13 protein-coding genes are annotated in these 11,969 nt (G+C 69.5%); 4 read left to right on the forward strand and 9 right to left on the reverse strand.

Annotated features, from left to right (window positions below):
- Positions 1-9: 9 nt before the first annotated feature.
- The 7 genes from C2U58_RS05345 to C2U58_RS05375 are packed head-to-tail and all read right to left on the reverse strand — an operon-like array spanning position 10 to position 6,981.
- Complete coding sequence (locus tag C2U58_RS05345) at positions 10-1,650, reverse strand: mechanosensitive ion channel family protein (protein ID WP_102944858.1); 1,641 nt, start codon at positions 1,648-1,650, stop codon at positions 10-12.
- A gap of 12 nt (positions 1,651-1,662) precedes the next feature.
- Positions 1,663-2,325, reverse strand: coding sequence for a potassium channel family protein (locus tag C2U58_RS05350; RefSeq protein WP_102944859.1), 663 nt, complete (start codon positions 2,323-2,325; stop codon positions 1,663-1,665).
- A 6-nt stretch (positions 2,326-2,331) separates the two neighbouring features.
- Positions 2,332-3,387: a calcium/proton exchanger gene (gene cax / locus C2U58_RS05355; RefSeq protein ID WP_102944860.1), complete on the reverse strand. Its 1,056-nt coding sequence runs from the start codon at positions 3,385-3,387 to the stop codon at positions 2,332-2,334.
- 9 nt (positions 3,388-3,396) lie between these two features.
- Positions 3,397-4,833 carry an efflux transporter outer membrane subunit gene (locus C2U58_RS05360; RefSeq protein WP_102944861.1) on the reverse strand — a complete coding sequence of 479 codons (1,437 nt, stop codon included), beginning with the start codon at positions 4,831-4,833 and terminating at the stop codon, positions 3,397-3,399.
- 7 nt (positions 4,834-4,840) lie between these two features.
- Positions 4,841-6,022 (reverse strand): HlyD family secretion protein, encoded by a 1,182-nt coding sequence (locus tag C2U58_RS05365; protein ID WP_102944862.1) that lies wholly within the window; start codon positions 6,020-6,022, stop codon positions 4,841-4,843.
- 3 nt (positions 6,023-6,025) lie between these two features.
- Positions 6,026-6,565 (reverse strand): DUF3302 domain-containing protein, encoded by a 540-nt coding sequence (locus C2U58_RS05370; RefSeq protein ID WP_216362385.1) that lies wholly within the window; start codon positions 6,563-6,565, stop codon positions 6,026-6,028.
- Entirely contained in the window at positions 6,562-6,981 is a 420-nt protein-coding gene (locus tag C2U58_RS05375) for a response regulator (RefSeq protein ID WP_102944863.1), read from the reverse strand. The genes C2U58_RS05370 and C2U58_RS05375 overlap by 4 nt, the downstream gene beginning before the upstream one ends.
- Before the next feature lie 166 nt (positions 6,982-7,147).
- Between C2U58_RS05375 and C2U58_RS05380 the strand changes: the two genes are divergently transcribed.
- The 3 genes from C2U58_RS05380 (at position 7,148) to C2U58_RS05390 (ending at position 11,198) form a co-directional block, all read left to right on the forward strand.
- Positions 7,148-7,696 (forward strand): DUF4136 domain-containing protein, encoded by a 549-nt coding sequence (locus C2U58_RS05380; RefSeq protein ID WP_102944864.1) that lies wholly within the window; start codon positions 7,148-7,150, stop codon positions 7,694-7,696.
- Between the two features lie 95 nt (positions 7,697-7,791).
- Positions 7,792-8,949 carry a BamA/TamA family outer membrane protein gene (locus C2U58_RS05385; protein WP_253256645.1) on the forward strand — a complete coding sequence of 386 codons (1,158 nt, stop codon included), beginning with the start codon at positions 7,792-7,794 and terminating at the stop codon, positions 8,947-8,949.
- Positions 8,946-11,198 (forward strand): patatin-like phospholipase family protein, encoded by a 2,253-nt coding sequence (locus tag C2U58_RS05390; protein WP_172448074.1) that lies wholly within the window; start codon positions 8,946-8,948, stop codon positions 11,196-11,198. Before C2U58_RS05385 ends, C2U58_RS05390 begins: the two co-directional genes overlap by 4 nt.
- Before the next feature lie 24 nt (positions 11,199-11,222).
- Here the strand turns inward: C2U58_RS05390 and C2U58_RS05395 are convergent, their stop codons facing one another.
- Complete coding sequence (locus tag C2U58_RS05395; protein ID WP_102944866.1) at positions 11,223-11,408, reverse strand: hypothetical protein; 186 nt, start codon at positions 11,406-11,408, stop codon at positions 11,223-11,225.
- Positions 11,405-11,539, reverse strand: coding sequence for a hypothetical protein (locus C2U58_RS20365; protein ID WP_301182351.1), 135 nt, complete (start codon positions 11,537-11,539; stop codon positions 11,405-11,407). Before C2U58_RS20365 ends, C2U58_RS05395 begins: the two co-directional genes overlap by 4 nt.
- A 243-nt stretch (positions 11,540-11,782) precedes the next feature.
- On the opposite strand from C2U58_RS20365, the gene C2U58_RS20370 reads away from it, so the two are divergent.
- Complete coding sequence (locus C2U58_RS20370) at positions 11,783-11,914, forward strand: hypothetical protein (RefSeq protein WP_301182352.1); 132 nt, start codon at positions 11,783-11,785, stop codon at positions 11,912-11,914.
- Positions 11,915-11,969: the final 55 nt, after the last annotated feature.

Consider the following 11,969-nt stretch of genomic DNA (forward strand, 5'->3'; position numbering starts at 1 on the left):
CCCATGCCATCAGGGGCGCCCTTCCCAATACTCCTTCGGCACGATCTTCGCCGACTCGGGATCCGCTTCGTAGTTCGGCGACATGATCTGCACCCCGGCCGCATTGAACGCATCCTGGATGTTGGCATGCAGTGCGCTGCGCACCTGCCAGCGGCGACCCACCTCGACCACCCGCGCGCGCAGCGTGTACCCCACCGCGAAATCGCCCAGTTCGGATTGCACCACGTGCGGCGGCGGCTGCAGCACCACGCCGTCGGTCGCCTCCGCCGCCTGCAGCAGCAATCGGTGCACCTGCCGCCACGGCGCGTCATAGCCGATGGTCAGCGCGGTCTCCAGCCACATCCCAGGGCCTTCCGGGTCGCGCGCGTAATTGCGCAGCTGCCCGGAGAGCACCACGTTGTTGGGGAAGCTGATCTCCACCCCCAACGGCGTGCGCAGGCGCGTGGTGAACAGCCCGATCTGCTGCACCACGCCTTCCGTGTCGCCGATCCGCACCACGTCGCCGAGCGCCATGGTGCGCGAATAGAGCAGGGTGAAGCCGCTGGCGGCCTGGCCGATGATGCTCGACGCGCCCAGCGACACCATCAGGCCGACGAACACACTCAAGCCTTTGAACGCGTCGGTCTCCGCGCCGGGCAGGTAGGGATAGGCCATGGCCAGCGCGAACAGCCAGATCACCACGGTGACGATCTTGCGGGTCGGTTCGGCCAGCGGCTGGTCGATGCCGACGAACTGGAAGCGTCCCGTTGCCACCCCGTCGAAGACGATGCGCACGGCCTGCACCACCACACGCGCGGCCAGGAAGATCAGCAGCGCGGTGAACAGGTCCGGCAGGGCCAGCAGGGTGGCCTGGCCGAACTGCGAGAAGCGGCTGGCGATCCAGCCGCCCATCGCGTCGGCCCAGGGCTGCGTGTACGGGAAGCGACCGAACACGAAGCGCAGCCATTCTTCCAGCAGCACCAGCACCAGCAACCACCCCACCAGCCGCCCGAGGCTGCGCGCACTGGTGACCAGGCCGAACAGCAGCTGGCGCGCGGAAGGACTGCGCAGCTGCTGCACGCGATGCTGCACCAGCGCGTCGACCCGGCGGCGCATGCGCCGCGCGCACCAGCGCACGAACCACAGCAACGCCCCTGCGACCAGGGTGGCCAGCAACGCCCATGCCGCGCCGCCCAGCAGCCGTTGCGGCAGCCGCGCCTGTTCGGCCGCGTCCACCGCCACCTGCATGCGCTGCACGGTGCGCTGCTGCAGCTGGGCGAAGCTTTCGTTGCCGAGCACGTCGCGGTCGGCCGGTGTCAACACCGTCACCAGCTGGCCGCCCGCCAGCAGCACCACGCCCTGCGGCACCGCCTGCGTGGTCATCGCCGCATGCCCCGGCAGGTCGACGATGCGCGCCAGGTTGGCTTCGGCCGCACGGGCGCGCATGGCCGGGCTGTTGCCGTACAGCGGCGCGCGGAAGGTGACCAGGTCGCGGTTGAACCAGTGCGCGGTGGCGGTTGGCGCGGCGGCGGTCGACGCTGCCGCCGGCGCGGGTGGCGGGGTAGCCGCAGCCACGCCGGGCGCCGCAAGCGCGGCCAGCAGGAACAGGCGCCGCGCCAGCCGCCAGGCCAGCGGGTGCGGAAGAGAACGAGCGCGTTGCTGGATATCCATGAGGTCACCGGCTCATTGCGACGATGCGCTGCTGCGCAGCCCGACCAGGCGTGCCACCAGCAGGGCCAGGAACAGCTGGCCGGTGATCGCCTCCAGCGTGGCCAGACCTCGCGCGACCTGGCTGACCGGGGTGATGTCGCCGTAGCCGAGCGTGGCCAGGGTGACGAAGCTGAAGTACAGCGCGCTGCCCATGCCGAGCCCATCCTGCGCCGGCTGCCCGCCGACGGCCATCGAGCCGGGGGAGATCGCCGACACCGCAGCGAACACCACGCCGCCGCACAGGCCCAGCAGCAGATACGCGCTCAGCGCCGCGGACAGGTGTTCGCTCTGCACCCGCTGGCTGGACAACGCATAGCGCACTGCATGCCAGGCGGCTACGGTGGCCAGCACGCCCCATAGCACTGCGCCGCTCAATGCCAGCGCGCCGCCGGCATCCCGTGCCCACCAGCGCAGGCCCTGCGCGACTACGACCAGCACCAGCAGCAGGTGGCGCTGTACGCGCTTGCCGATGGGAAACAACGCGGCCAGCAGGCTCACGCACAGCAGCAGCTCCATCACCCGGTGGCCGAACGACAGCGCTTCCAGCAGCGGCCCCAGGGTCAACGTGACCAGCAGCGCGCCGAACAGGATCGCGTAACGGTGGCGGCGCAGCAGCACGGGCAGGGGCGGGTGCATCGGCGGTCATGCCAGGTCGGGCACGAACCAGAACAGCGTGGCCAGGATTGCGTACAGCCCGAGCAGCTGCACACCGCGCAGCCAGTCGGAGCGTCCGTCGCTGGCGACCTGGCCGGTGATGATCACTGCCACCAGCACGCTCAGCAGCAGGCCGGGGCCGAATTCCAGGCTCATCGGCGCCGGCCCGACGACATAGCTCAGCAGCACCAGCAGCGGCGCCACCAGCAGCGCGAGCTGCACGCCCGAGCCCAGCGCGATCGACAGGCTGAGGGTCATCTGGTTCTTCCGTGCGGCCACCAGCGCAGTGGCCTGTTCGGCGGCACCGCCGATCACGGCGAGCACGAATACGCCGGTGAAGGCGTCAGAGAAGCCGAGCTGGTGGCTGGCGGGTTCAACCACCCCGACCAGGATCTCGCTGAGCCAGATGATGCCCAGGCTGGTACCACCGAGCAGCAGCGCGGCGCGGGCGTTGGACATCGGTGCGCCGTGCATGTCGTGGGCGGCGTGGTCGGCACCAGCGCCGCTGCGCGACGCGCGCAGGGTGAACACCACCGTGGCCACGTAGACCAGCAGCAGCACCCCCGACAGCACCAGGCTGATGTCCTGCAGGGTGTCGGCGGCGCCGGGCACCACCGCCTTGTAGGACGCCGGCAGGATCAGCGTGAACACCGCCAGGGTCAGCATGGTGGCCTGCATGCGGGCGCTGCGCGCGTCGTAGCGCTGTTCACCGTTGCGCAGCCCGCCCAGCACCATCGACAGGCCGAGCACGAACACGATGTTGCCGATGATGGTGCCCGCAATCGACGCCTTGACCATGCCGTGCAGGCCTTCGCGCAGCGCCGCCAGCGCGATGATGAACTCTGCCGCATTACCGAAGGTGGCGTTGAGCAGGCCGCCGATGCTGGGGCCCAGGCGCGAGGCCAGCGCCCCGGTGGCGCGCGACATCAGCGCCGCCAGCGGCACGATGGCGAATGCGGTGGCGCCGAACACCAGCAGGGCGCTGTCCGGCATCACGTAGTGCAGCACGATGGCCAGCGGAACCAGCAGCAGCATCCAGTACATGGGGATCCTTTATTGGGCGTCGGGCGCAGGCACGGGTTGCGCGCTGTAATCGCCACCCAGCGCCAGGTACAGGTCCACGCGCCGGCTCAGGCGGTCGCGGCGCAGGCTGAGCAGGGCCGAGCGGGCAGCCAGGGTCTGCATGTCCTGCGCCTGCACGGCGCGCTGGTCGGCGCGCCCGATCCGTTCGGATTCGCGCACCTGGCGCGCGGCCTGCTCGTTGGCGGACAGTGCGTCGGACAGCAGTGCTTCGCGCTGGGCCAGCACGCGTTCGGCCGTGAGCGCATCTTCCACTTCGGCCAGCGCCACCAGCGCACGCCGCGCATAGTCGGCCACCGCCTGCTTCTGTTCGGCCGAGCGCAACCGCACCTGGCCGCTGAGCGCGCCGCCGGTGTACAGCGGCACGATGCCGGTAGCCGAAACGCTGGAGGTAGTCTGCTCGAGGTCGTCGCGGGTGCGCACCGCTGCATTGCTCAGTCGGCCATAGCCGGCCGACAGGGTCAGCGTGGGCAGCATCGCCGCGCGTGCTTCGCCGACCTTGTCGAAGGCGGCGGCGACGCGGCGCTCGGCGGCGTACAGGTCCGGGCGGCGGTTCAGCGCGTCGATGGGCACGCCGGCCGGTACCGCAGCCGGCAGCGGGGTGAGCGTGGTCGCCGCCTGCAGGGTGGCGCCGGGATAGCGCCCAAGCAGGATTTCCAGCGCACGCGCAGCACTGCGGCTGGCCAGTTCGGTCTGCTGGCGCGCGTCCTCGAAGGTCGCTGCGTTCGCGCGTGCGGCCAGCGTGTCATTGGAGCTGCCGGCGCCGATCCGCTCGCGCTGCCCGGCCAGCGTCGCCAACTGCTGCGCGCTGGCGGCCACCCCGGTGGCCAGCTGCAGCTGCAGGCGTGCCTCGGTGGCGGTGAACCACGCGCGTGCCACGCCCGCTGCCAGCGACTGCTGCGCATAGCGGTAGTCGGCGTTCTGCGCGTCGCTGGCGGCCATGGCGGCGTTGCGCGCATAACGCAGCCGGCCCCACAGGTCGATCTCCCAGCTCATGCGCAACATCAACCCGCTCAGCAGCGGCACGAGGTCGGCGATCGGTTTGGAGCCGGCGCGACCGATCAGGCCGATCGCCGGTCGCAGTTGCGCCTGGGCGATGTCGACCTGTGCATTGGCCTGTTCGACCCGGCTGGCGGCGATCAGCAGGTCCGGGTTGCGGTCCAGCGCCTCATGCACCAGTGCGGTGAGCTGCGGGTCGTTGAATGCGGCCAGCCAGCCCCGGTCGACCTGCGCCTGGCTGGCCTGTGCCGACCAGTTCGGCGGAATGGCCACCGTGTTCAGGGCCTCGGCGCGGATCTGCTCGGCGGTCGGCTCGGGCGCGGTGGCGCAGCCGGCCAGCGCAATGGCCAGTGCGAGGCCGGCCATGCGCGGCAGTGGCGGGCGACGGGATGCGGGCGGGCGAGGGTCCATGGCCGGCTCAATGCAGCTTGAGGACGAGCCAATCCAGCTTGCTGCCCACGCGCAGGATCACCCGGCGCACGATGTGGATCAGCTTGCCGTGCTCGGTGTAGATCGCGCCCTGGCCCTGCGCGCCCATGGCGATGAAGGTGTCGCGGTCGCGCCCGTCCGGCCGCAGCCGCACCGCGATGCGGCCCGGTGGCAACGGGGTGGCGCCGCTCTGCGGAATCATGCCGCTGATCGGCAGCTGGCCGGTGCCGGAGGCCCACACCACCGAGTCGACCCGGCACTTGATGATGCGGTTGGGGTACACCTTCAGCGCGATCTCGGCCTCGTTGCCGGGCGCCACGTTGCCCAGTTCGTTCTGCGCGAACATCGCCAGGATCCACTGTTCGCGCTCGACGAAGGTCATCACCGGGGTCAGCGGCAGGCTGGCGGCATAACTGCCTTCGCGCAGCTGCAGGTTGATCACGCTGCCGTCGGCCGGGGCGCGGACCACGGTCTGCTCCAGCTGCCAGCGCGCTTCCACTATCTGCGCCTGCAGCTGCACCAGCCCGGCCTGGGCCTGGGCCACTTCGGAAAGCTTGCCGTCCTGGGTCTGCGCTGACAGCTTCTGCTGCACCTGGGCCATCTGCGCGGTGGTGGAGACCAGGTCCGAACGCAGGCTGGCTGCTTCGGTCTGCGCCTGTTCGTGGTCGAAGCGCGAGCCTGCGCCCGTGCTGGCCAGCTCGCCGGTCTGCTGCTGGCGGCGTTCGGCCAACTGCAGGCGCACCGCCAGCGCTTCGCGGGTGGCGCGCGCACCGCGCAGCTGTTCGCCCAGTTCGCGCTGGTAGGCGTCGGCGCTGTCCAGCTTGGCCGACAGTTCCGGTAGCTTGGCTTCCAGTGCGGCCAGCTGCTGCTGGTAGGGCACCGGGTCGATGCGGAACAGCACGTCGCCCTTGCGCACCGGGCGGTTGGCTTCCACCGGCACCTCGATCACCCGGCCGGTCACCCGCGGCACCACCTGCACCACGTAGTTGATCGCGCGCACGTCGGCCGACGAAGGGGCGACCACGTTGAGGACCAGGATCAGCGCGGTCATCGCGAAGATCGGCAGCGAAATGACGATCACCTGCGAAACGAAATTCCACGGCAGCCATTTGAACTTGAAGAAGATCAGCCAGACGAAGAACGAGTAGATGAGCAGCAGGATGATTTCCATGGCCTAGCCCTGCGTTCCGTGGGTGGGGTCCGGGCGGCCGGCTTCGACCGCGGCCAGCCGGCGTTCCAGCTGGTCCACCCGCTGTTGCCACTGTTCGGCGGTCGGCACGCTGGGCTCGGGCTCCAGCGGTGCTTCCACCCGCGCATCGTGCAGCGGCGCCAGGGCCGCGTCGTGGTCGTCGTGGCTGGCCTTGTCGGTGCCGTAGGCGATCTTGTGCAGGACCGGCTTGGTGTAGGCCCAGAGCCAGGCCAGCGGCCAGAGCAGGCCGCCGAACAGCAGCGAGAGCAGGCACAGGGTCTTGATCGCGTCCAGCTGCGGGTGGTGGCGCTGGTGGGCGATCTTCTCCGGCAGGATGTGTACCATCCAGAACACCGCGATCAGCACCACCGGCACCACGATCAGGGCCAGCCAGGCGATGGCGTTGGCCATGGTGTCCAGCGCGTCGCCGCTGAGGAAAGAGGCGTGGGCGTCCGGCGTCCAGCACAGGCCCATGGCCAACAGCAGAAGCCAGGCGGGCAGCGCCAGTGGCGATGAACGGTTCATGGTGCCTCCGGTCGGCCGGCGGGTGAGGGGGAACGCCGTCTGCGATGACGCTCGATGGCGGCCTGGGTGGCGCCGATCAGCGCATCCCCATCGACCGGTTTGCACAGGTAGGCGTCGGCACCGCGGTCCAGCGCCTGCTGCCGGCTTTCCGGGTTGTCGCTGCCGGTGACCACCACCACCGGAATCCGCAGCGACTGCGCCTTCATGCTGTCGAGCACGTCGAAGCCGCTGGGGCCGGGCATGCGCAGGTTGAGGATCACGCAGTCGGGCAGGCTGCGTGCGGCATGGCGCAGGAACTCCGACCCCGATTCGTAGGCCAGTACGTCGAACCCGGCCGAACGGAGCAACCGGCGCAGCGCTAGCCGCACGTCGTCCTCGTCGTCGACCACCGCAACCACTGGCGCTCGTGCTGTCATTGGCCGAGAACATCGCCTGCACCGCCTGCGTGGGCAATTGGCCCTTGGCCCCATGTCCGCGCCCAACCGGTAGTTTTGCTGGCCGCACTGCGTAGTTATTCGGATGACCACGCGGCAGGCCCGGGTCTAGGCTGGAGGCCAATCCACGAAATGGGAGTCGTGTGTGATGAAAGCCTTTGCGATTGCGGTCCTCGCTACGGCGCTGGTTGCCTGTACGACCACGCCCACCGTCCACACCGACTTCGACCCGAGTGCGAACTTCGCCTCGTTCAAGACCTACACCTGGGCCATGAAGCCGCAGGGCGGCTCGCCGCTGGTGACCCAGCGCATCGTGGACGGGATCGACGCGCGGCTGGCCGCGCGCGGCTGGACCCAATCGCCCAACGGCGACGTCGCCTTGGCCGCGCATATCGTGACCAGCCAGCGGCAGACCCTGGATACCTTCTATACCGGCAGCAACATGGGCGGCTGGGGCTGGCGCGGCGGCGGCTGGGGCGGCGGCATGGGCATGGGCTCGTCCACCACCACGGTACGCACCTACGACGTCGGCACGCTGGTGGTGGACATGTTCGACGCCAAGAGCAAGCAGGCGGTCTGGCGCGGCACCGCCAGCGCCACCGTGCCGTCTTCGCCGGACCGGGTGAACGCCACCGTGGAAGCCGGCCTGGACAGGCTGTTTGCCAGCTTCCCGCCGGGCAGTGCACCGGCCAAGTGAGCGCGCACCACCTTTGACGTTTCACCGCGCGGCGTCGTGCCGAGGCCCATCCCTCCCACCGGCACGATGCCGCGCACTTTTTGACGAGGTGCAGCGTGACGACACGTGCGAGCGCGGCCGTGCTGTGCCTGGTGTTGGGTTGGCTGGGCCCGGCGCACGCCGCTCCGGAGCACGGCCTGTCGGTGTTCCGTGACAGCGAAGACGATCGCTTCGACATGTCACGCTGGCTGCTGGAGCACCGTGGGTTCCTGCCGGTGCCGATCATCATCACCGACCCTGCGGTGGGCAACGGCGGTGGCCTGGCGCTGGCGTTCTTCCATCGGCCCGCGGACACCGCCGCCACGCGGCCAGGCAGCGATGGCCGACAGCAGATGGTGGCGCCGGACATCTACGGCGGCGCGGCGATGCGCACCGAGAACGGCACCAAAGCCTACGGCATTGGTGCCTCGCTGCATTTCGACGAAGACCGCTGGCGTTACCGCGGCGGCGTGGCCAAGACCTCGATGAACCTGGGCTTCCATACCCCGGGCACGCGGCTTCCACCGCTGGAGATCGATTACAACCTGGACGGCCTGATGTCGTTCCAGCAGGGTTTCCGCCGGCTCGGCTACCAGGACCTGTTCCTTGGCCTGGCCTGGATCTACATGGACCTGGACGTGGGCTTCGATGTCGCCTCGGACCGTGTGAACTTCACCCCGCCCGAGCTGGCCTCGCGCAGCTCCGGGCTGGGCATGTCGCTGCAGTACGACAGCCGCGACAACACCTTCACCCCCCACAGTGGCTGGCTGGGCATGGCCGAAGGCAACTTCTACCTGCCCGGTATCGGCAGCGACGGCGCCTTCCAGAGCTACCGCGCGCATGCGTTCGGCTACTGGCCGCTGCTGGACAAGCGGCTGGTACTGGGCGGGCGCGTGGACACGCGCTGGGCCAATGGCGAGATCCCGTTCTACCGGCTGCCGTACATCGACCTGCGCGGGATCGGGTCGGCGCGCTACCAGGACACCCGCGCGGCGGTGCTGGAGACCGAACTGCGCTGGAACATGACGACCCGCTGGGCGTTGATCGGTTTCGTGGGCGCCGGGCGCACCTGGGGTCGCCACAACAGTTTCGGCGACGCCGACAATGAAGTCTCCAAGGGCGTGGGGTTCCGTTACCTGATCGCCCGCCAGCTGGGCATGCATGTCGGCGTGGACTACGCATGGGGCCCCGAGGACTCGACCTTCTACATCCAGGTGGGGAGTGCATGGCGATGAAACGCTGCCTTGGCTGGTTGCTGCTGGCGCTGCCCGGATGGCCGGGCGTGGCATGGGCGGCAGAGGAAACCGAAGTGCTCAACGGCAACCAGTGCGGGCATCGCGAACCGGGCGATACCCGGCCCCGGATCGGCGTGGCGCTGGGCGGCGGTGGCGCGCGCGGCATCGCGCACGTGCGCATCCTGCGCCAGCTGGAAGCGCTGCACATTCCAGTGGACTGCATTGCCGGCACCAGCGCCGGCGCGCTGGTCGGCGCGCTGTACGCCTCGGGCAAGACGCCCGAACAGATCGAGAAGGTGGTGCTGGACACCAACTGGATGGCGATGTTCAGCGATACGCTGCCGCGCCGCGAGCGCTCGCTGCAGCGCAAGGGCGATGACTACGAGCAGCTCGCACCGATTGGCATTGGCCTGGGTGGGCAGGGCAAGCGCATCCAGCTGGCCGGCGGCATGGCGCAGGGCGAACGGTTGATCGCGCTGTTCGAAACGGCCACCGGCGGCAGCCGGGTCAGCGGCGACTTCGACGATCTGTCCATTCCGTTCCGTGCCATCGCCACCGACCTCAATACCGGCGAGGCGGTGATCCTGGACCACGGCAGCCTGCCGATGGCGATGCGCGCCAGCATGTCGCTGCCCGGCATCTTCCGGCCGATCACGATTGGCGACCGGGTCCTGCTCGACGGTGGCGTCTCCAACCAGGTCCCCATCGACGTGGTCCGCGCGATGGGCGCCGACCGGGTGATCGCGGTGGACGTTGGCACGCCGCTGACCGAGCTGGACCGCGACGCCAGCCTGGTCGATGTGATCGGCCAGCTGAGCGGCTTCCTCACCACGCGCAACGCGCAGCGGCAACTGGACACCCTGGGGCCGCAGGACCTGCTGATCTCCCCGCCGCTGACCGGCAAGGTCGCCACCGGTGACTTCGACAAGGCGCCACTGGCGCTGGAGATCGGCCAGCAGGCGGCCGACACCGCCACGCCGGCATTGCGCGCCTTTTCGCAGCCGGAGGCCACCTACCAGCGGTGGTACGCGACCCGCGAACAGCGTGCGGCCAGCGCTGCGCCGGCGCCCATCGCCTTCATCGAGGTGGAGAACCACACCCGCTACGCCGACGCACTGCTGTTGTCCTACCTGCCGGTGGAGATCGGCAAGCCGCTGGACAGCAAAGGCATGCAGGAGGGCGTGCTGCGTGCCTACGGCATGGATACGCTGGCCAGCATCGGCTATCAGGAGACCCGGCGCGACGGCCGGGTCGGCGTGGTCATCACTGCCTATGAGAAACCCAACGGCCCCGCCTACCTGGAGGCCGGGTTGCGGTTGAGCAACGACCTCGACGGCAACCACGAAAGCAACCTGCGCGCGGGCCTGCTGTTCGCGCCGTTGTCGCCGTACGGAGCCGAGGCGCGGGTGACGTTGCAGATCGGCAGCGAACCGGCGATCAGCGGCAGCTACTACCACCCTTTCGACGTCGGCAACCGCTATGCGTTCGAGGCCGAGGGCGGTTACGAGACACGCAGCTTCAACGTGTTCGACGGCAACGGCAACAAGACCTCGCGTTACCGGGTGCAGCGCACCGGTGCCAGCGCAGGCCTGGTCCGCAATGTGTCCAACGTGCTGGCGCTGCGGGTGGGACTGGAGCGGTTTGCCGGCGATGCGCGCATGGACATCGGTTCGCCGCAGGTGCCGCGCACCTCGTTCGACGAAGGCGCGATTACCGCCAGCGCGACCTATGACAACATCGACAGCCTGTACTTCCCGCGCAACGGCTTCCTGGTCAATCTGGGGACCTACCAGTCGCAGAAGGGACTGGGCGCGGATGAACGCTTCGGCCAGATCGACCTGGACGCGGTGGGCGCGTTCCCGATTGGCAGCAATGCCGTGCAGCTGGGGCTGCGTTACCACGTCACCGCCTCGGGCACCGCGCCGCTGCAGAACCTGTACCGCCTGGGCGGGCGCTGGCGCCTGGCCGGGTTCCAGCAGAACGAGCTGACCGGCCAGGACTACGCGCTGGCCTTTGCCGGTTACACCTACGAGCTGGGCAAGGTGCTGGGGCGTTCGGCGCAGGTGGGCGGCACGGTGGAGTACGGCAATGCATGGCAGCGCCGTTCGGACATGTCGATCAGCGACGGGATATGGAACGGCAGCCTGTTCCTGGGGTTCGACTCGTGGATCGGCCCGTTGATCTTCGGTGTCGGCATGCGCGAAGGCGGGCACCGCGTGGTGTTCATCGAGTTGGGGCAATCGTTGTAATGGGGAGCCGGCCAGCGGCCGGCACTACAGCACCTGCGACAGGATCACCCCCAACGCCCCGATCCAGCACACCAGCACGAACCACGCCAGCACGCCATTGGCGGTGAGCCCGCGCTTGCGCACCAGCAGGCTCACCACCAGTGCCCCGATCAGGGGCACCAGGAACAGGGCCAGGAACCACAGCCAGGGATGCTGGAACGCGTGGTTCATCGCGGCGGGTCCACCACCACGTACTGCACGGTGGTGCCGACGTACCGCGGCTGGTACCAGCCGTTGCTGCACTGCTGGTAGCCAATGCCATTGACCACGATGGTGCTGCAGTCCACCGGCAGCGTGTACACCACCGAGCCGATGGCGGCGGCAGTGAGCGCTACCCCGGCGGTGACCGCGGCGGCATCCCAGAAGGGGTGGTCCCAATAGGGCGGCGGAGGCGGCGGAGGGTAGGGATGCGGGCCGGGGCCGGGACCGGGACCTGGGCCCGGATGTGGACCCGGACCAGGGCCAGGACCGGGACCAGGACCGGGATGGGGACCGGGGCCAGGGCCAGGACCCGGGCCAGGTCCAGGTCCAGGATGCGGCCCGGGATGCGGGGCGAATCCGCCGCCGCCGTGGAATCCACCGCCCCCGCCGCCGAAACCGCCGTGGCCGGCGATGGACGGATGGGCGAATCCGCGCATGCCGGGGCGGGCGTCGGCCGGTGCAGGGACCAGCAGTGACGCGCCACTGGCGCACAGCAGGGCGGTTAACAGCGCAGTGCGCAGAGTCGCGGTC

The organism is Stenotrophomonas sp. VV52, from assembly GCF_002893095.1.
GTDB classification, from domain to species: Bacteria; Pseudomonadota; Gammaproteobacteria; order Xanthomonadales; family Xanthomonadaceae; genus Stenotrophomonas; species Stenotrophomonas aracearum.

Coding starts and splice junctions, on each gene's coding strand:
- C2U58_RS05360 (WP_102944861.1), bottom strand. CDS start 4,833: ATGGACCCTCGCCCGCCCGCATCCCGTCGCCCGCCACTGCCGCGCATG.
- C2U58_RS05370 (WP_216362385.1), bottom strand. CDS start 6,565: ATGAACCGTTCATCGCCACTGGCGCTGCCCGCCTGGCTTCTGCTGTTG.
- C2U58_RS05350 (WP_102944859.1), bottom strand. CDS start 2,325: ATGCACCCGCCCCTGCCCGTGCTGCTGCGCCGCCACCGTTACGCGATC.
- cax (WP_102944860.1), bottom strand. CDS start 3,387: ATGTACTGGATGCTGCTGCTGGTTCCGCTGGCCATCGTGCTGCACTAC.
- C2U58_RS05390 (WP_172448074.1), top strand. CDS start 8,946: ATGAAACGCTGCCTTGGCTGGTTGCTGCTGGCGCTGCCCGGATGGCCG.
- C2U58_RS20370 (WP_301182352.1), top strand. CDS start 11,783: ATGCGGGGCGAATCCGCCGCCGCCGTGGAATCCACCGCCCCCGCCGCC.
- C2U58_RS05395 (WP_102944866.1), bottom strand. CDS start 11,408: ATGAACCACGCGTTCCAGCATCCCTGGCTGTGGTTCCTGGCCCTGTTC.
- C2U58_RS05365 (WP_102944862.1), bottom strand. CDS start 6,022: ATGGAAATCATCCTGCTGCTCATCTACTCGTTCTTCGTCTGGCTGATC.
- C2U58_RS05375 (WP_102944863.1), bottom strand. CDS start 6,981: ATGACAGCACGAGCGCCAGTGGTTGCGGTGGTCGACGACGAGGACGAC.
- C2U58_RS05380 (WP_102944864.1), top strand. CDS start 7,148: ATGAAAGCCTTTGCGATTGCGGTCCTCGCTACGGCGCTGGTTGCCTGT.
- C2U58_RS05345 (WP_102944858.1), bottom strand. CDS start 1,650: ATGGATATCCAGCAACGCGCTCGTTCTCTTCCGCACCCGCTGGCCTGG.